We start from the raw sequence: 18,899 nt of genomic DNA, 5'->3' as shown, positions 1-18,899 counted from the left end.
CCCGCGCCCCGGCGGAGTTCACCTGCCGGCCGCCCGGGCGTGACCACCGTTCATTCACGTCGTTCAACCCGAAGGGCCGATACCATCTGTGCACGGCACGGGACTCTCGGTGGTGAACATGGATACGGAGTTGTACATCCGACGCGTCGTCCACCCGACGGAACGCGTCGTCACCGGGCGTCTGGTCCGGTTGATGGAGGGTTACGCCCGGGAGGTCCGGGTCGGGCAGCCCGCGCTGGTCGCGGTGCTCACCGCCGCGGGGGTGGTGGGGCTGCTGCTGAAGGTGGTGCGCGCGTTGCTCAGCAGTGGCGGCGGCGGGGCCCGGCGCAGCTTCAAGGAGCTGAAGAAGGGGCCGGAGTTCCTGGTCACCCCGGTCCGGGTCCGCGACGCCACCGGCCGGCTGGTCGAGGTCGAGTTGCACGGCCACCTGCCGCAGAGCGCGCTGCACCCCGGCGACCACGTCCAGCTCACGCTGCGGGCGCAACGCGACGAGGACCTGCCGCCGCGGATCGAGCGGATCGTCAACCTGACCACCGGGCAGCTGCTCACCCCGCGTACGGCCACGCTCTGGTCGCACCTGGGTCCGGCGCTGCTGCTCCAGGCGATGCTGGGCGCCGTGCTGCTGTTCGGCGTGGCCGCCTGCTCGGCGCTCACCTAGGTTTCCCGGCCGCCGGTGGCGGGCACCGCTGCGGCCATGTTCCCCGGTTTCACACTCACCGAGATCGACGTCGGCGCGGTCCGCCTGCGCGTACGCCACGGCGGCTCCGGGCCACCGGTGGTGCTGCTGCACGGGCACCCGCGTACCCATGCGACCTGGCACCGGGTGGCGCCGCGGCTGGCCGCGCGACACACGGTGATCTGCCCGGACCTGCGCGGTTACGGCGGCTCGTCGAAGCCGCCGAGCGACCCGGAGCACACCGTCTACTCCAAGCGGGCGATGGCCGCCGACGTGGTCGGGCTGCTCGACGCGCTCGGCCACCGCCGGGCCGCAGTGATCGGTCATGACCGCGGCGCGTACGTGGCGATGCGGACCGCCCTGGACCACCCGGACCGGGTGAGCCGCCTCGGTGTGCTGGACGGGGTGCCGATCGGTGAGGCGCTGGCCCGCTGCGACGCCCGGTTCGCCGCCCGCTGGTGGCACTGGTTCTTCCTCGGCCAGCTCGCCAAGCCGGCCGAGCGGGTCATAAACGCCGACCCGGACGCCTGGTACGGCGGGTCACCGGAGGAGATGGGCGAGCAGGCGTACGCCGACTACCGGCGGGCCATCGGTGACCCGGCGACTGTGCACGCCATGTGCGAGGACTACCGGGCCGGGCTCGGGCCGGACCGGGCGGCGGACGACGCCGACCGGGCCGCCGGGCGCCGGATCGGCTGCCCGGTGCTGTTCGCCTGGTCCGAGCGCGACGACATGGTCGACCTCTACGGCGACCCGGCCGCGATCTGGCGCGACTGGGCCGACGACGTGCGGACCGCGTCGATCCCGTCCGGGCACCACATGGCCGAGGAGGCGCCGCGGGAGCTGACCGACGTGCTGGCCGGCTTCCTCGCGGAGGACGTCGCCGCGGTCAGCGACCGGCGGGGGTGAGCGGCTTTCCCACCGGCGCCGGCGCGTCGAGCAGGCCCCGGCGGCTCGCCCAGCGCTCGAACAGCACTGTGGCGAACGGGGGCACCGCGCTGACCAGGGCCAGCCCGGTCTGCACGAGCGTCCAGCGGCGCCGCCGGGCCACCACGAGCGCCAGCAGGCCGTAGATCACGAACAACGCGCCGTGGATGGGGCCGAAGATCTTCACGCCGATCTCGTTGCCCGGCGGGCCGTACTTGACCGCCATGCCGGCCAGCAGCGCCGCCCACGAGCATCCCTCGGCGAACGCCGCCACCACGAACGCCCGGATCCACCCGTCGCGCATTCCGCCACTCCCCTTCGCCGTCGGCGGCCATGCTAGCCGTCCGGGCCGGGCCGCCCGGACGGAACCCGCAGCCCCGCGACGGGGATCACCGGGGCCACCACGGGGTACAGAAAAGGGCCTCCGGGCCTTTCCTGACCCGCCACTCCGTGCGAGGTTGGGGAGAACCAACGGTGACAGGGTGGTGACCATGGGCGAGGACGTCGGCGTGCGTACCTTCAGCCGGGAGGACCGGGCCCGCTATCGCGAGAAGGTCCGGCGGTGCCTGGACGTGTTCGCCGAGATGCTGCGCGAGTCCCGGTTCGACGTGGAGCGGCCGATGACCGGCCTGGAGATCGAGCTGAACCTGGTCGACGACGGCTTCGACCCGGCCATGCGCAACGCCGACGTGCTGGAGGCGATCGCCGACCCGGCGTTCCAGACCGAGCTGGGCCAGTTCAACGTGGAGATCAACGTCGAGCCGCGGCGGCTCGCCGGCACCGGCACCGCGGCGTTCGAGGAGCACGTCCGGGCCAGCCTGAACGCCGCGGAGGAGAAGGCCCGCACGGTGGGCGCGCACATGGTGATGGTCGGGATCCTGCCGACGCTGCGCCCGGAGCACCTGACCGCCGAGACGCTGTCGGCCAATCCCCGGTACGCGCTGCTCAACGAGCAGATCTTCGCCGCCCGCGGCGAGGACCTGCCGATCGCGATCAGCGGGGTGGAGCGGCTGGCCACCACCGCCGACACGATCACCCCCGAGGCGGCGTGCACCAGCACCCAGTTCCACCTCCAGGTCAGCCCGGCGCAGTTCGCCGACTACTGGAACGCCGCGCAGGCGATCGCCGGCATCCAGGTGGCGCTCGGCGCGAACTCCCCGCTGTTCTTCGGCCGGGAGTTGTGGCGCGAGACCCGGGTGCCGCTGTTCCAGCAGGCCACCGACACCCGGGCGGAGGAGATCAAGGCCCAGGGCGTACGCCCCCGGGTGTGGTTCGGCGAACGCTGGATCACCTCGGTGTTCGACCTGTTCGAGGAGAACGTCCGCTACTTCCCGGCGCTGCTGCCGGTGTGCGACCCGGAGGACCCGGCGGCCACACTGCACAGCGGCGGCGTGCCGAAGCTGGCCGAGCTGCGGCTGCACAACGGCACCATCTACCGGTGGAACCGGCCGGTCTACGACGTGCTCAAGGGCCGGCCGCACCTGCGGGTGGAGAACCGGGTGCTGCCGGCCGGGCCGACGGTGCTGGACACGGTCGCGAACGGCGCGTTCTACTTCGGCCTGGTGCGGGCGCTCGCCGAGTCGGACCGTCCGCTGTGGTCGCAGATGTCGTTCAGCGCGGCCGAGGAGAACTTCAACGCCTGCGCCCGGCACGGCATCGATGCCCAGGTGTACTGGCCGGGGCTGGGCTATCTGCCGGTGACCGAGCTGGTGCTGCGCCGGCTGCTGCCGATGGCCCACCACGGGCTGGACCGGTGGGGCCTGGACCCGGCCGAGCGGGACCGGCTGCTCGGCATCGTCGAGCAGCGCTGCCTGACCGGCCGCAACGGCGCGACGTGGCAGGTGGAGACGCTGCACCGGCTGGAGTCGGCCGACCACTTGGACCGGCCGGCGGCGCTGCGCGAGGTGGTCCGCCACTACGTCGACCTGATGCACAGCAACCGGCCCGTGCACGAGTGGCCGATCCCCTGAGCCGGGCCTCCGGTCAGCGCAACGCGGTCACTGTCGCCCGCGCGGCCTGGTCGACCAGGGTGTCGTCGGGCTTCGCGTCGCGGCTGTCGTGACTGGTCATGACCGCCAGCACGATCGGCGCCCGGTCCGGCGGCCACACCACGGCGATGTCGTTGCGGGTGCCGTACCCGCCGGTGCCGGACTTGTCCGCCACCTGCCAGCCGGCCGGCACGCCGGCCCGGACCAGCCCGCTGCCGGTGGTGCTGGCCCGCATCCAGCCCAGCAGCAGGTCGCGGTCCGCGGGCGGCAGGGTCTCCCCCAGCGTGTACGCCCGCAGCGAGCCGGCCAGCGCGCGGGGCGTGCTGGTGTCGCGCTCGTCGCCGGGCGTGGCCGCGTTGAGTTCCGGCTCGGTGCGGGCGGGCCGGGTGACCTGGTCGCCCACGTCCCGGAGTGCCCGTGCGAAGCCGGCCGGGCCGCCGAGCGCGTCGAACAGCAGGTTGCCGGCGGTGTTGTCGCTGTACCGCACCGCTGCCTCGGCCGCGTCCCGCAGCGTCATGCCGGTCTCCACGTGCCGTTCGGTCACCGGGGAGTGCGCCACCAGGTCGGCGCGCCGGTAGCGGACGACCCGGTCCCGGTCGGCGTCGGACGTGGCGGCCAGCATCGCGCCGGCGGCGAGGGCCTTGCAGGTCGAGGCGTACGCGAACCGCTCGTCGGCCCGGTGCGCGAGGGTACGGCCGGTGCCGGTGTCGAGGGCGAAGACGCCGATCCGGGCGCCGAAGCGCCGCTCCAGTGCCGCCAGCTCGGCCGGCGCGGGCACCGGCTCGGCGCTCGGTGTGGCGCTCGGCGTGGCCGTGGCGGTGGATGCGGCCGGGGCGCTGGTGGGCGGTGCGGCTTCGGGCCGGTCCTTCGTGCAGCCGGCCACCAGAGCCGTCGCCGTGAGCATCGCCGCCGCGAGCACCTGTCGTCGGATCATCCGTTTCCTCCCCCGTCGTCCGGACCACGCCTTACTCGGGTCATTGTCGCCGACCCCGGTCGGGCCGGCCGCTCGCCGCCTCGGCCGGCGCGGTGGCCCGCTGCCCTGGTCGGCCCGTGTCCTCGGCCGGCGATGGCCCGCCGGCCGACGGGACAGGTCAGCCCGCGACGGCGGCGAACGTGACCGCGCCCGCCGCGGCCAGCGGCAGCGCCACCGCGGCGGCCAGCAGCCGCACCCGGGCGGACCGGCCGATCAGCACCACGAGCAGCGCGGCGAGTGCGAGGTCGATCGCCACGTTCCACCACGCTCCGGGATAACCGGACCGTGACTTCAGCGCGAACCGCAGCGCCTCCTCGACGAACACGGCCACCGGCAGCGCGACCCCGACGACGCGCCGCCATCCCTGCGTCCGCGCCCAGATTCCGGCGACGCCGAACACCACGCCCGCCACCACGCCGAACGCCATCCAGACGAACGAGGTGAGCGCCCAGATCACGGCGATGTCGTCGCCCTGGAGCAGCGTCGCCGCCAGGTAGTAGCTGGGCACCGCGACGATCAGCAGGACGCCGGCGGCCACGGCGGCGCGCACCGCGCCCGCCCGGATCCACCAGCCGAGCGCGAACGCGGCCACCGCCCAGGTGGCGGTGGAGTTGCCGAGTTCGGCGAAGGGGAACGGCACCCACTTGATCCAGACGAAGTCCAGGAAACCGAGCAGGAAACCGGCGACGGGTACGACAAGCGCGACGGCGCGACGCGAGGGCGGCATGCGACGGAGCTTACATACTCGGTATGTTCTCCTCGCCGACAGGGCGCGCTACGAGGCCAGGCGCTGCTCCGACGGCGCGAGACGCACCGCGGTGTCGGAGCGGTTGATCTCGGCCCACACCTCGTCGAGGGAGAGGCCGAGGACGTCGGCGATGGCGGCGATGGTGGGGAACGCCGGCGTGGCGACGCGGCCGGACTCGATCTTCCGGAGGGTCTCCGGGGAGACTCCGGCGTCGAGCGCGGTGAGCAGCATCGAACGCTCACCCCGGGCGCGGCGCAGAAGCGCGCCGAGGCGTTGCCCGCGCTCGACCTCGGCGGGGGTGAGGGGCAACCGGACCATGCCAGGATTCTAATACCGGGATAACATGGCCGGGATACTTATTGGTTCTGCGAGGAAGGCGCCTGCATGATCGAGATCCTGAGCCGCACCGACGTCCGGCGGGCGCGGGACACCGGCGCCCTGGTCGCCCACATCCTGCAGACGTTGCGCGGCAGCACCACCGTCGGCACCAACCTGCTCGACATCGACAGGCAGGCCCAGCGCATGATCGCCGAGGCCGGGGCGCAGTCCTGCTACGTCGACTACGAGCCGTCGTTCGGGCGCGGCCCGTTCGGCCACTACATCTGCACCTCGGTCAACGACGCGGTGCTGCACGGGCTGCCGCACGACTACACGCTCGCCGACGGCGACCTGCTGAGCCTCGACCTGGCCGTCTCCCTGGGCGGGGTGGTGGCCGACTCCGCGATCAGTTTCGTCGTCGGTGACACCCGGCCCGCGGAGAGCGTCGCGCTCATCGAAGCGACCGAACGGGCGTTGCAGGCCGGGATCGCCGCGGCCCGCCCCGGCGCCCGCGTCGGCGACCTCTCGTACGCCATCGGCTCGGTCCTCGCCGGAGCCGGTTACACGGTCAACACCGAGTTCGGCGGCCACGGCGTCGGGTCGACGATGCACCAGGACCCGCACGTGTCGAACACCGGGCGGCCCGGTCGCGGCTACACACTGCGGCCCGGGCTGCTGCTGGCGCTGGAGCCGTGGATCATGGCGGACACCGCCACGCTGGTCACCGACGCCGACGGGTGGACGCTGCGCAGCGCGACCGGCTGCCGCACCGCGCACAGCGAGCACACCATCGCCATCACCGACGGCGGCGCGGAGATCCTGACGCTGCCGCGGTCGTGACCGGGCCCGCCCCCGGGTCATCGGCCTCGGTCAGGCGGGCGCGCACCGCTCCCGCAGCGTCTGCACGCCGGGGCCGGTGAGGTCGTCGCAGTACGCGGCCCGCCCGGCCATCGCCATCATCAGCGCGACAGTGGTGCCGCTGACCAGCGGGCCGGCGCCGGCGGTGAACGGCCCGTCGGTGGCCTCCACCCGCAGGCCCTCGATCGCGCTGCGCCCGGCCACCGTGAAGTCCCGCCCGGCGTAGAACCGGGCGACCGGCGTGACGGCCTCGACCGACGGCGTCCGCGTCAGGCCGAGCGGACGCCGGATGTCCTGGGCGTGCACGACCACCTCACCGAGCCACGCCTCGGTCGGCCCGAACGTCGACGTGGTGCTGCCGATGATCCGGCGGAACCGGTCCAGCGTCTCCCCCGGGCCGGCGCCGCGGTGCTCGGCCAGCCGGCGGTCGTTGTGCAGGTCGAAGTCGAACCGGGCGCCGAGCACGCTGGCGAGCCACCGGACGCGGCCGACGCTCGCCGCCGCCGTCATGTGCGCGAGCGTCTCCTGCACCGTCCACCTGCCGCACAGCGAGGGCCGGGCCCAGTGCGCCGGGTCGAGATCGGCGAGGTCGTCGGCCAGGGCGGCGCGCTCGGCGTGCGCGAGCGCCCACAGCTCGCGGCGGGTCAGCGTGTCGGACATGAAACCTCCAGAGTCGGGCCGTCAGAGGTAGGACCGCGCCCCCTCGGCGAACTCACCGCTCCCCGCTCCGCCGATCTTGGAGTTGTGGTGGTTCGCGAACCGGACATGTGCGACCTTCGAGGCGCCACAACTCCAAGATCGACGCTGAGGCGGGCGGGCTGCACGTTTGCTGCACGTCCGCTGAACGCTCGCCGGTGACGCTTCTCGTACACATCAACCGCAAGGGAGAAGCGTCATGTCACACCGGTACCTCTCCACCGCCCGTACCGCCGCCTCGGTGGCCGGGGCGCTCGTCCTGGCCGCCGCGGGCCTGGCCGGCGGCGCCACCCCGGCGTCGGCGGCCTACATCGTCCCCCCCGACTGCGGCCCCTACTCCGGGTTTCCGGTGCCGGCCGGATACACCAGGATGGACGCCGTCGGGGTCTACGTCAGCACCAGCAGCAACAACCGGGAGTTCATCATCGGCACGCCCGCTCGCGAGGTCATCGTCGGAAGCGTCTACGACGACATCATCTGCGGCCTCGCCGGCAACGACGACATCAAGGCCAACACCGGCGACGACATCGTCTACGGCGGCTTTCACGGCGACGACATCTGGGGCGACCTGGGCAACGACAACCTCCACGGCGACGGTGGCGCCGACACCATCCACGGGGACCGCTTCATCGGGCCCAGCGCGCTGGACGGCAACGACCGCGTGGACGGCGGCAGCAACGACGACTACCTCTTCGGCGACAAGGGCGTGGACACCCTGGTCGGCGGCCCCGGCTGGGACGAGGGTGACTGCGGCCCGGACGCGGTGATCGACGATCCCCGGCCCACACTGGATCTCCCGCTCAACTGCCCGTGATCCCGCCGGCACGGCGGTCCGCGCACCGGGAGACCGGGAGCGCGGACCGTCGCGCCGCCACCTGTCGGATCGTCGTCACGCCCGGTCCGGCCAGCACCACCCGGGGCTAGCGTGACAGTCCGTGGCGGTGGAGTTCCGGGTGCTCGGCGACCTGGACGTCCGGGTCGACGGCCGGGCGGTCCGGGTCGGTCACGCCCGTCAGCAGTGCGTCCTCGCCGCCCTGCTGGTCGAGCCCAACCGGGTCGTCGCGACCGGACAGCTCATCAGCCGGGTCTGGGGCGACGAGGTGCCGGACGGGGCCACCGCAACCCTGCGTGGCTACCTGTCGCGGCTGCGGCACGCGCTGGCCGGCACGGACGACGTCCGCATCGTCCGGCGTCATCCCGGCTACCTGCTCGCCGTCGACCCGGACCGCGTCGACCTGCACCGCTTCCGCGCGCTGACCGAGCAGGCCCGGCGCGCCGAGGACGACGCGACGGCGATCAGCGCTCTGGAGCGGGCGCTCGGACTTTGGCGCGGCGAGGCGTTCGACGGGCTGGCCACGCCGTGGCTGGCGGCCTACCGGCAGACCCTCGACCGGCAGCGACTCGCGGCCGCACTGGACCGCAACGACATCGCGCTGCGCCGGGGCACACATGCCCGTCTCCTCCCCGACGTCCTGGATCTGAGCGGCCGGTACCCGTGGGACGAGCGCCTGGCGGCGCAGGCGATGCTCGCGCTCTACCGGTGCGGGCGGCAGGCCGACGCGCTGGAGCACTTCCACCGGCTGCGCCGGAGGCTGGCCGCCGAGATCGGCGCCGACCCCAGCCCGCCGCTGGCACAGCTCTATCAGCAGATCCTCACCGCCGACGCGGCGATCGCGCCGCCGGACCTCCCGGCAGACGGGGAACCGGGCACGCCGGCCACCGACCGGTCGCCCGGCACGGCACGGGATGCGGGCACCGCGCCCCGGCAGCTACCCGCGTCACCAGGGGTCTTCGCCGGCCGTACCGCCCAGCTCGCGCGCCTCGACGAACAACTCGCCGACGCGGGCCACCCGGACGGCGCCGGATCGCCGGTGGTGATCTCGTCCATCGGCGGCGGCGGGGGCGTCGGCAAGACCTGGCTGGCGCTGCGCTGGGCGCACGCCAACGCCGGCCGCTTCCCCGACGGGCAGCTCTACGTCAACCTGCGCGGCTTCGACCCGACCGGGGAGCCGGTCGGTTGGCCGGTGGCGGTGCGCGGCTTCCTCGAGGCGCTCGGCGTCGAACCGGCACGCGTCCCGGCCGATCCGGAGGCCCAGGCGTCGCTGTACCGGACGCTCGTCGCCGGCCGCCGGCTGCTGATCGTCCTCGACGACGCCCGCGACGCCGCCACCGTGGTCCCGCTGCTGCCCGGCACGCCCACGAGCGCCGTCCTGGTGACCAGCCGCCGGCAGCTGGCCGGCCTCGTCACCACCCACGGCGCGCGACCGCTGCCGCTGGACGTGCTGCCCGACGACGAGGCCCACGAGCTGATCGTCCGGCAGGTGGGTGCCGCACGGGTGGCGGGACACCCGGACGCCGTCGCGGACATCCTGCGCTTCTGCGGGGGTCTGCCGCTGGCGCTCGGGATCGTGGCGGCCCGTGCGGCGCTTCACCCAGACCTCCCGCTGTCGTCGGTCGCGGCGGAGCTGACCACGGCGGTCCACCCGCTGGACGCGCTGGCCGGCGACGAGCCGACGACGAACCTGCGCGTGGTGCTGTCCCGCTCGCTCGCGGCACTCACGCCGGCCGCGGCGGACGTGTTCACGCTGCTCGGCCTCGCCCCCGGCCCGGACATCAGCCGGGACGCGGTGGCAAGCCTGACCGCCCGTACGCCGGACGAGCTGCGCCCGTCGCTGCGCGAGCTGGTCGACGCGCATCTCGTGCAGGAGCACGTCGCGGGCCGGTACCGCATGCACGACCTGGTCCGGAGTTTCGCGGTCGAGCGGGCGACAGGTGACCGCGCCGGTCCCCGGCCCGCGCTGTGCCGGCTGGTCGACCACCACCTGCACACGGCACACGCGGCCGCGCTGCTGCTGTCACCGCAGCGCGACCCGCTGACCCTGGCCCCCGCCGCGCCGGGGGTGACCGTCGAACGGCTCGACGACCTGGCGGCGGCGCTGGCCTGGTTCACCCGCGAGCACCACGTGCTCATGGCGACCATCGAGTACGCGGCCGGCAACGGCCTCGACGCCGCGGCCGGGCAGCTCTCGTGGACCCTGGCCACGTACTTCGACAGGCAGGGCCACTGGCACGACTGGGCCACTGTGGCCCGCCGGGCGGTCGAGGCGACCGGACGCTCGGGTGACCGCCCGGCGCAGGCGCAGGCGCACCGGCTCCTCGCCGGGGCCTGCTCCAACCTGGGCCGGTACGCCGAGGCGCAGCGCAACCTGCTCGCCGCGCTGGACCTGTTCGCCGCCCTGGGCGACGACGAGGGACGGGCGCACACCCACTTCGACCTCAGCATGCTCCACGACCGGCAGCGGCAACCCCGCGAGGCCCTGCCGCACGCCCGGCGGAGCCTCGCCCTCTACGAACGGGTCGGGAGCCCGCTCAAGCAGGCGGTCGCGCTCAACGCGATCGGCTGGTACCACTCGCAGCTCGGCGAGCACCACGACGCGATCACGTTCTGCCGCCGCGCGCTCGCCCTGTCCGAGCAGGCCGGGAGCGCGTACGGGCAGGCGAACACGTGGGACAGCATCGGCTTCGCCCACCACCACCTCGGCGAGTACGGCCAGGCGGTCGACTGTTTCCACCAGGCCCTCGCCCTGTTCGCCGAGATCGGCGACCGGCATGCCGAGGGCATCGTGCTGGACCACCTCGGCGACACGTGGGCCGCGGCCGGGCGGCCGGACGCGGCCCGGGACGCCTGGCGGCGGTCACTCGCGTTGTACGAGGAACTCGGTCACGCCGACGCCGAGGCGGTACGGCGCAAACTTCACCGGTGAGCGCTCAGAGCGCCACGATCGCCGCGCTCTCCGGCGGCAGCTCGATGCCGTCGCGCATCACGGTGACGCCCTCGGAGGTGGCGAGCAGCACCCGGCGTACCACGCCGGGCAGGTTGATCCGCTGCGCCCGGCCGGCCAGGTTCGCCACCACGAGCGTGTCGCCGCGCCGCATCACCAGGAACCGGTCGCCGTGGCGGACGTCGACCCGGTCCAGCCGGGGGTCGGACAGGTCGGCCCGGGAACGGCGCAGCGCGATCAGCCGCCGGTAGAGGTCGTACGTCTCGCGGTGTTCCGGCTTGTCCAGCTCGGCCCAGTCCAGCCGGGACCGCAGGAACGTCTGCGGGTCCTGCGGGTCGGGCACGTCCTCGGTGGCCCAGCCGTGGTCGGCGAACTCGCGTCTGCGGCCGGTGGCGACCGCCACGGCGAGTTCCGGCTCGGGGTGGCTGGTGAAGAACTGCCACGGCGTGGAGGCCGCCCACTCCTCCCCCATGAACAGCATCGGCGTGAACGGCGCGGTCATCAGCAGCGTCGCGCCGACGCGCAGCAGGCCGGACGACAGGGTGGCGGAGATCCGGTCGCCGGTGGCCCGGTTGCCGATCTGGTCGTGGTTCTGCAGGTACGCCACGAAGCGGTGGCCGGGTGTGCGCTGCCTGTCGACCGGGCGGCCGTGGCTGCGGCCCCGGAAGCTGGACCAGGTGCCGGCGTGGAAGAACCCGCCGGTCAGCACGTCGGTGAGGCACTCCAGGGAGCCGAAGTCGCCGTAGTAGCCCTGCCGTTCGCCGGTGAGCAGCGTGTGCAGCGCGTGGTGGGCGTCGTCGTTCCACTGGGCGTGCAGGCCGTAGCCGCCCGCCTCGCGGGGCGTGATCAGGCGCGGGTCGTTGAGGTCGCTCTCGGCGACCAGTGACAGCGGCCGCCCGAGGTGCGTGGACAGCGCCTCGACCTCGGCGGCGACCTCCTCCAGCCAGTGCACGGCCCGGCCGTCGGGCATGGCGTGCACGGCGTCCAGCCGCAGCCCGTCGACGTGGTAGTCGCGCAGCCAGCCCAGCACGCTGTCGGCGATGTAGCGGCGTACCCCGTCGGAGTGCGGGCCGTCCAGGTTGACGGTGCGGCCCCAGGTGTTGCTCTGCTCGGTGAGGTACGGCGCGAACCGCGGCGCGTAGGCCCCGGAGGGCCCGAAATGGTTGTAGACGACGTCGAGGATCACCCCCAGGCCCTTGGCGTGGGCGGCGTCGACGAACCGTTTCAGGCCGTCCGGGCCGCCGTACGGCTCGTGCGGGGCGTACCAGCAGACACCGTCGTAGCCCCAGTTGCACTCGCCGTTGAACGCGTTGACCGGCAGCAGCTCGACCATGTCCACGCCGAGGTCGACGAGGTGGTCGAGCTTGGCGATCGCCGCGTCGAACGTGCCCTGGAGGGTGAACGTGCCGATGTGCAGCTCGTACAGCACGCTGCCGGGCAGTTGCCGGCCGGTCCAGGCGGAGTCGGTCCAGCCGAACGCGGCGTGGTCGTAGAGCCGGCTGGGCCCGTGCACCCCGGCCGGCTGCCAGGCCGAGCGGGGGTCGGGCAGGGCCTGCTCGTCGTCGTCGAGCAGGAACGCGTAGTCGGTGCCGGGCCCGGCGTCGGGCACCTCGACCCGCCACCAGCCGTCCGGCCCCTGGCGCATCGCGTGGTCGGCCGCACCGGAAAGGCGCAGCCGCACCCGGGCGGCCTCGGGCGCCCACACCGTGAACTCGGTCATGCGGCGGCCTCCACAGAGTCGGTGGGTGCGAGGAGGGCGACGGGATAGGTGCTCAGCAGATCATGAAGGAGCAGCTCAGAACCACTGTAGACCCGCCCGGTGAACAAGTCGGTGCACTCGTGAACGGGAAGTGACAGGGTCGTGTCCCGCCAGCCGCCGGAACGGGCCAGCCGCAGCGGCAGCCGGGTCGCCACCGCGACCGCGCCGCCACGGTCGAAGGCCACCGCGTGCGCGGCGGCCGGGCCGCGCGCCGGCACCGGCCGGTAGCCGCCGAACAGGTCCGGGCGGTCGCGGCGCAGCCGCAGCGTCCGGGACACCACCAGCAGCTTGGCCGCGCCGTCGGCGGCCACCGCGGGCCGCCAGCCGGCGTCGAGCCGGGCCAGCAGGTCCCGGCGTACGGCGAAGTCGACAGGCCGCCTGTTGTCCGGGTCGACGAGCGAGTTCTCCCACAGCTCGGTGCCCTGGTAGACGTCGGGCACGCCGGGCATGGCGAGCTGCACCAGCTTCTGCCCCAGCGCGTTCGACCAGCCGGGCGGGGTGATCTCGGCGGCGAACGCGGTGATCTGGGCGTGCAGTTCCGGGTCGTCGTACATCCGGTCGACCAGGGCGTGCATCTCGTGCTCGAAGGCCGGGTCCGGATCGGCCCAGCTCGTGGTGACCGACGCCTCCCGGGCGGCCTTCCCGGCGTACCCGTGCAGTCTCTCCCGTTCGATCGGCCACGCCCCGACGGCGGTCTGCCAGAGCAGGTGGGCCAGCGCGGGGTCGGCCAGCGGCGCGCGCGACATCCAGTCGGCGACCCGCTCGGCCCAGCGGCCGGGCAGCTCGGACAGCACCGCGAGGCGGGCGCGGACGTCCTCGCCGCGCTTGGTGTCGTGGGTGGACAGCGCGGTCATGCTCGCCGGCCAGCGCACGTGCCGGCTGGCGGCGAACCGGTGCAGCTCGGCCGGGGGCACACCGAAGTGGGCCGGGCTGCCGCCGACCTCGTTGAGGGCGACGAACCGGCTCCACCTGTAGTACGCGGTGTCCTCCACGCCCTTGGCCATCACCGCGCCGGTCAGCTGCGGGAACCGGGCGGCCAGCTCGTGGCCGGGGTCGCGCAGCCGGGCGGTGACCTGGTCGAGTACGCCGGTCAGGTCGGGGCGGCGGCGGCCCGCCTCGCTGCGGGCGGCGGCCAGGTGCCGGGCGCCGGAGGGCGGATAGCCACGGTAGACCGGGAAGCAGGCGGCCAACTCGGCCAGGGCCGCGCGGACCTGCTCGCCCGGCAGCTCCGGCACGAGCGCGGTCAGCCGGGTCAGCTCGGCGGCGAGCAGCCGGGTGGCGGCCTCCAGCTTGGTGGCGTGCGTCAGGTCCGGCCAGGAGGTGTGCCGCCCGGTCAGCCGGCCGTCGAGCGTGGTGAACTCCGGTTCGGCGTCCGGGTCGACGAACAGCCCGGACACGGCGGCCAGCGCGTCGTAGCCGGTGGTGCCGTCGACCGGCCAGTCCGGCAGGTCCTCGCCGTACTCCAGGATCTTCTCCACCACCAGCCAGCTCGCCGGTGCGGCGGCGCGCAACCGGGCCAGGTAGCCGGCCGGGTCGCGCAGCCCGTCCGGGTGGTCGACGCGGATGCCGTCGACCACCCCGGCGTCGACCCAGCGCAGGATCTCCGCGTGGGTGGCGTCGAAGACCTCCGGGTCCTCCACCCGCAGGCCGGCCAGGTCGGACACGGCGAAGAACCGGCGGTACGTCAGCTCGGCGTCGCCGCGCCGCCAGTTCACCAGCTCGTAGTGCTGCCGGTCGTGCACCTGGCGGGGCGTGCCGTCGCCGGTGCCGTCGGCGACCGGGAAGCGGTGCTCGTGGTAGCGGAGTTCCCCGTCGACGAGCTTCAGGTCGTCGAGCGCGTCGGCGGTGTCGGCGAGCACCGGCAGCAGCAGCCGCCCGCGGTCCCAGTCGATGTCGAACCAGCGCGCGTACACCGATTCGCGTCCCCGCCGCAGCACGTCCCACCAGGCCGGGTTGGCCTCCGGCCGGGCCACCCCGGCGTGGTTGGGCACGATGTCCACGACCAAACCCAGCCCGGCCGCGCGCAACGCCCGGACCAGCCGCGCCCGGGCGGCCTCGCCGCCGAGCTGCGGGTTGACTTCGCGGTGGTCGACGACGTCGTAGCCGTGCGTGGAGCCGGGGGTGGCGGTGAGCAGGGGCGCGGTGTAGAGGTGGGTGACGCCGAGCGCGGCGAGGTAGCCCGCCAGCTCGGCCGTGGCGTCCAGGTCGAAGCCGGGACGCACCTGGACCCGGTACGTCGAGCGGGGGGTGGCGGGCATCGGTCAGGCCGTCCTCTCCAGGACCAGCAGCGAGCGGTCCGGCACGCAGACCGTGCCGCCCGCCTCGACGAGCATCGTCTTCTCCGGATCGGGTTCCGCGGTGCTGATCACCAGCTCCCACCGGGTGCCGAACTCCTCGCCGGGCAGCGTGAAGTCCAGCGGCGCGTCGTGCGCGTTGAACAGCAGCAGGAACGAGTCGTCCCGGTGGCGCTGGCCGTACTGGCCGCGCTCGCCGATGCCGTCGCCGTTGACGAACAGGGCCACCGAGCGGCCGAAGTCGTTGCCCCAGTCCTCGCCGGTCATCTCCCGGCCGTCCGGGGTGTACCAGGCCAGGTCGGGCAGCCCGGAACCGGCGGCCCGGCCGCCCACCGGCAGGCCGGTGAAGAACCGGCGGCGGCGGAACACCTGATGCCGGTTGCGGAACTCGGTGAGCCGGCGGACGAAGTCCAGCAGCTCGTCGTCGGCCCGGTCCCAGTCCACCCAGGCGATCTCGCTGTCCTGGCAGTAGGCGTTGTTGTTGCCGCGCTGGGTGCGGCCCAGCTCGTCGCCGTGGCCGAGCATCGGCACGCCCTGGGACAGCATCAGCGTGGCCAGGAAGTTGCGCCGCTGCCGGGCGCGCAGCGCGCGTACACCGGGATCGTCGGTCTCCCCCTCGACGCCGCAGTTCCAGGACCGGTTGTGGCTCTCCCCGTCCCGGTTGTCCTCGCCGTTCGCCTCGTTGTGCTTGTCGTTGTAGGAGACCAGGTCGGTGAGCGTGAACCCGTCGTGGCAGGTGACGAAGTTGATGCTGTGGAACGGGCGGCGGCCGTCGTCCTGGTAGAGGTCGGCGGAGCCGGAGATGCGGGAGGCGAACTCGGCGAGCGTGGCCGGCTCGCCGCGCCAGAAGTCGCGGACGGTGTCGCGGTACTTGCCGTTCCACTCGGTCCACTGCGGCGGGAAGTTGCCGACCTGGTAGCCGCCGGGGCCGACGTCCCACGGTTCGGCGATGAGCTTGACCCGGCCGACCACCGGATCCTGCTGCACCACCTCGAAGAACGTGGACAGCCGGTCCACCTCGTAGAACTCGCGGGCCAGCGTGGCGGCCAGGTCGAACCGGAAGCCGTCGACGTGCATCTCGGTCACCCAGTAGCGCAGCGAATCCATGATCAGTTGCAGGGAGTGCGGGCTGCGCACGTTGAGGCTGTTGCCGGTGCCGGTGTAGTCGACGAAGTAGCGCCTGTCGTCCTCGGAGAGCCGGTAGTAGCTCGGGGTGTCGATGCCCTTGAAGCTCAGCGACGGGCCGAGGTGGTTGCCCTCGGCGGTGTGGTTGTAGACCACGTCGAGGATGACCTCGATGCCGGCGGCGTGCAGCGCCTTGACCATGCCCCGGAACTCCTGCACCTGCTGGCCCAGGCGGCCCAGCGCGGAGTAGCCGTGGTGCGGGGCGAAGAACCCGATGGTGTTGTAGCCCCAGTAGTTGCGCAGCCCCAGGTCGGCCAGGCGGTGGTCGTGCACGAACTCGTGCACCGGCATCAGCTCCACCGCCGTCACGCCGAGGCGCTTGAAGTGCTCGATCATCACCGGTGAGGCGATCGCCGCGTACGTGCCGCGCAGTTCCTCCGGGATGCCCGGGTGGCGCATGGTCAGGCCCCGCACGTGCGCCTCGTAGATCACCGAATGGTGGTACGGGGTGCGCGGCGGCCGGTCGTTGCCCCAGTCGAAGTACGGGTTCACCACCACCGACTTCGGCATGTACGGCGCCGAGTCCTCGGTGTTCATCCGGTCCGGGTCGCCGCCGACCTCGTAGTCGTAGACCGACGGGTGCCAGGTGACCTCCCCGTCGACCGCCTTCGCGTACGGGTCGAGCAGCAGCTTGTGCGGGTTGCAGCGCAGCCCCTCGGCCGGGTTCCACGGCCCGTGCACCCGGTAGCCGTAGCGCTGGCCGGGCTCGACGCCGGGGATGTAGGCGTGCCAGACGTACGCGTCGACCTCGCGCAGCTCCGCCCGGCGCTCGGTGCCGATGTCCCACTCGTCGAACAGGCACAGCTCGATCTTCTCCGCCACCTCGGAGAAGATCGCGAAGTTGGTGCCCATCCCGTCGTACGTGGCGCCGAGGGGGTAGCTCTCGCCCGGCCAGACCTGCATGTCGCTCCTTCGGCCCATGATCGTGAGCGCACCGGACAGGGGGAACCGCCGATGCGCACGCCGGTGATGCCCAGTCGTACCCGCCGTCAATCCACCCGTTCGGACCGTAACCGAATCCGCCCTCGTGCGAACGGATAGACGTTCGGGTGTCATCCGTCACGATCGCCCTTTTCGAGATGCGGACCGGCGGCGGATGGACTTTCCTGGATCCGGGCCCACGCGCGCGCGGGCCCGCCCGGCCGTTCGGCCACCCCTCACCACCACCGCTCGTCGCCGCCACCGATGCCGGCGTGCCTCACCATGCATGGACGGAGATCCACGTGACCACTCTGCGGGTCGGCGCTCAGCCCGCCACCGCGACGGACCGGCTCCACCGGCCCACCCTCACCTCCCGCCCGGCGCCCCCGTCGCCGGCCGGGTCCGCGCCCCGGACCCGGCGCATCCTGATGCTGTCGTGGGAGTACCCGCCGGTGCTCGTCGGCGGGCTCGGCCGCCACGTGCACGCGCTGTCCGTCGCCCTGGCCGCCGCCGGGCACGAGGTCACAGTCGTCACCCGCCACGCCGAGGGCGCTCCCCTGGAGGAGTACGCCGACGGCGTGCGCGTCGTCCGCGCCGCCGAGGACCCGGTCACCTTTCCCCTCGCCACCGGCTCGCTGCTGGCCTGGACGATGGCGTTCAACCACACACTGACCCGGGCCGCGCTGCGCGCCGCCTCCGCCGGCTCGTACGACGTGATCCACGCCCACGACTGGCTCGTCGCGCACACCGCGATGACGCTGCGCGAGCACCTGGACGTGCCGCTGGTCAGCACCATCCACGCCACCGAGGCGGGCCGGCACCAGGGCTGGCTGCCCGAGGAGATGAACCGCACCATCCACGGCGTCGAACACTGGCTCGCCGGCGAGTCCGGCCGGGTGATCGTCTGCTCCGGCTACATGCGCGACGAGGTGGGCGCGCTGTTCGGTGTGGACGCCGCCCGGGTCGACGTGGTGCCCAACGGCGTCGAGCCGCACCGCTGGCGGGTGCCCGCGTCGGCGGTCGCCGCCGCCCGGGCCCGGTTCGCCGCCGACGGCCCGCTGGTCACGTTCGCCGGCCGCCTGGTGTACGAGAAGGGCGTGCAGCACCTGCTGGCCGGGCTGCCCCGGCTGCGCGACCGGCACCCCGGGCTGCGCGCGGTGATCGTCGGCGACGGGCCGTACAAGGCGGACCTGGAGGCCGAGGTGCACCGCCTCGGGCTCGGCGCCACGGTGAGCATGCCCGGGTTCCTCGGCGGCACCGACCTGCCGGCCGTGATGGCCGCCTCGGACTGCTTCGCGGTGCCGAGCATCTATGAGCCGTTCGGCATGGTGGCGCTGGAGGGGGCCGCCGCGGGCGCGCCGCTCGCCGTGGCCCGTACCGGCGGGCTGGCCGAGATCGTCGAACCGGGCGTCACGGGGATGACGTTCGCCCCGCACGACCCGGACGGCCTCGCCGAGGCGGTGCACACGCTGCTGTCCGACCGGGACCGGGCGCGTGCGCTCGCCCGGCGGGCCCGCGCGATGGTGCACGAGCAGTACGGCTGGGCGGCGATCGCGTCCCGTACGGCCGCCGCGTACGCCGCCGCCATCGCCGGCGACCCGGCCTTCACGGCCGCCCGCGCCCAGCACCGCATGGCACACGGCCACACCACCCCGCGCGTCCCCGAGGGCAACCTCCTCACCGCCGCCGGCCTCCGCTAGCCCCTCTCCCCCGCCCCTCTCCCCCGCGATCTTGCACTTGGTGCCCGCAGGAGGTCCGGAGTGCCCGGAATACC

The 18,899-nt window shown here is 73.6% G+C and carries 15 protein-coding genes; 7 read left to right on the top strand and 8 right to left on the bottom strand.

Going from position 1 to position 18,899, the window contains the following annotated elements:
• Window positions 1-109 precede the first annotated feature (109 nt).
• The gene (locus O7546_RS12765) at window positions 110-658 is read left to right on the top strand and encodes a hypothetical protein (RefSeq protein WP_281600960.1); all 549 of its coding nucleotides are present in this window, start codon (window positions 110-112) and stop codon (window positions 656-658) included.
• 36 nt (window positions 659-694) lie between these two features.
• Window positions 695-1,585, top strand: coding sequence for an alpha/beta hydrolase (locus O7546_RS12760; RefSeq protein ID WP_194801654.1), 891 nt, complete (start codon window positions 695-697; stop codon window positions 1,583-1,585).
• Here O7546_RS12760 and O7546_RS12755 read toward each other — a convergent pair.
• Window positions 1,566-1,907: a DUF3817 domain-containing protein gene (locus O7546_RS12755; protein ID WP_194801655.1), complete on the bottom strand. Its 342-nt coding sequence runs from the start codon at window positions 1,905-1,907 to the stop codon at window positions 1,566-1,568. The two genes, O7546_RS12760 and O7546_RS12755, sit on opposite strands and share 20 nt — an antisense overlap.
• A 187-nt stretch (window positions 1,908-2,094) precedes the next feature.
• Between O7546_RS12755 and O7546_RS12750 the strand changes: the two genes are divergently transcribed.
• The gene (locus tag O7546_RS12750; protein ID WP_194801656.1) at window positions 2,095-3,573 is read left to right on the top strand and encodes a glutamate--cysteine ligase; all 1,479 of its coding nucleotides are present in this window, start codon (window positions 2,095-2,097) and stop codon (window positions 3,571-3,573) included.
• Window positions 3,574-3,586: 13 nt separating this feature from the next.
• Here the strand turns inward: O7546_RS12750 and bla are convergent, their stop codons facing one another.
• The 3 genes from bla to O7546_RS12735 all read right to left on the bottom strand — a co-directional run bounded on the left by bla (window position 3,587) and on the right by O7546_RS12735 (window position 5,630).
• Window positions 3,587-4,525 carry a class A beta-lactamase gene (bla, locus tag O7546_RS12745; RefSeq protein WP_281600959.1) on the bottom strand — a complete coding sequence of 313 codons (939 nt, stop codon included), beginning with the start codon at window positions 4,523-4,525 and terminating at the stop codon, window positions 3,587-3,589.
• Between the two features lie 157 nt (window positions 4,526-4,682).
• A complete protein-coding gene (locus O7546_RS12740; RefSeq protein WP_269696863.1) occupies window positions 4,683-5,291 on the bottom strand; it encodes a DUF6518 family protein in 609 nt (202 codons plus the stop codon).
• Window positions 5,292-5,339: 48 nt separating this feature from the next.
• Window positions 5,340-5,630 (bottom strand): helix-turn-helix transcriptional regulator, encoded by a 291-nt coding sequence (locus O7546_RS12735; protein WP_194801659.1) that lies wholly within the window; start codon window positions 5,628-5,630, stop codon window positions 5,340-5,342.
• A 66-nt stretch (window positions 5,631-5,696) separates the two neighbouring features.
• Here O7546_RS12735 and map point away from each other — a divergent pair, with 66 nt between their 5' ends.
• Complete coding sequence (map, locus tag O7546_RS12730; RefSeq protein ID WP_281600958.1) at window positions 5,697-6,470, top strand: type I methionyl aminopeptidase; 774 nt, start codon at window positions 5,697-5,699, stop codon at window positions 6,468-6,470.
• A 30-nt stretch (window positions 6,471-6,500) separates the two neighbouring features.
• On the opposite strand, the gene O7546_RS12725 is transcribed toward map, so the two are convergent.
• Window positions 6,501-7,148: a maleylpyruvate isomerase family mycothiol-dependent enzyme gene (locus O7546_RS12725; RefSeq protein WP_194801661.1), complete on the bottom strand. Its 648-nt coding sequence runs from the start codon at window positions 7,146-7,148 to the stop codon at window positions 6,501-6,503.
• A gap of 235 nt (window positions 7,149-7,383) precedes the next feature.
• Here O7546_RS12725 and O7546_RS12720 point away from each other — a divergent pair, with 235 nt between their 5' ends.
• Together O7546_RS12720 and O7546_RS12715 are read left to right on the top strand one after the other, a co-directional pair.
• On the top strand, window positions 7,384-7,998 hold the full coding sequence (locus O7546_RS12720) for a hemolysin (protein ID WP_194801662.1): 615 nt from the start codon (window positions 7,384-7,386) through the stop codon (window positions 7,996-7,998).
• A 121-nt stretch (window positions 7,999-8,119) separates the two neighbouring features.
• Window positions 8,120-10,948: an AfsR/SARP family transcriptional regulator gene (locus O7546_RS12715; RefSeq protein WP_281600957.1), complete on the top strand. Its 2,829-nt coding sequence runs from the start codon at window positions 8,120-8,122 to the stop codon at window positions 10,946-10,948.
• A gap of 4 nt (window positions 10,949-10,952) precedes the next feature.
• On the opposite strand, the gene treZ is transcribed toward O7546_RS12715, so the two are convergent.
• Genes treZ through glgX form a run of 3 tightly spaced genes read right to left on the bottom strand, consistent with a single transcriptional unit; the run spans window position 10,953 to window position 17,107 of the window.
• Window positions 10,953-12,686, bottom strand: a complete 1,734-nt coding sequence (treZ, locus tag O7546_RS12710) for a malto-oligosyltrehalose trehalohydrolase (protein ID WP_281600956.1) — start codon at window positions 12,684-12,686, stop codon at window positions 10,953-10,955.
• Window positions 12,683-14,983 (bottom strand): malto-oligosyltrehalose synthase, encoded by a 2,301-nt coding sequence (gene treY, locus O7546_RS12705; RefSeq protein ID WP_281600955.1) that lies wholly within the window; start codon window positions 14,981-14,983, stop codon window positions 12,683-12,685. Before treY ends, treZ begins: the two co-directional genes overlap by 4 nt.
• A 3-nt stretch (window positions 14,984-14,986) precedes the next feature.
• Window positions 14,987-17,107 carry a glycogen debranching protein GlgX gene (glgX, locus tag O7546_RS12700; protein WP_281600954.1) on the bottom strand — a complete coding sequence of 707 codons (2,121 nt, stop codon included), beginning with the start codon at window positions 17,105-17,107 and terminating at the stop codon, window positions 14,987-14,989.
• A 320-nt stretch (window positions 17,108-17,427) separates the two neighbouring features.
• On the opposite strand from glgX, the gene O7546_RS12695 reads away from it, so the two are divergent.
• Complete coding sequence (locus O7546_RS12695) at window positions 17,428-18,825, top strand: glycosyltransferase family 4 protein (RefSeq protein ID WP_269696858.1); 1,398 nt, start codon at window positions 17,428-17,430, stop codon at window positions 18,823-18,825.
• Window positions 18,826-18,899: the final 74 nt, after the last annotated feature.

Origin of the sequence: Micromonospora sp. WMMA1976 (assembly GCF_027497335.1) — a bacterium.
GTDB lineage: Bacteria > Actinomycetota > Actinomycetes > Mycobacteriales > Micromonosporaceae > Micromonospora > Micromonospora aurantiaca.
Note: the sequence above shows the minus strand (reverse complement) of the source record. Positions and strands in the feature narration are given on the sequence as shown.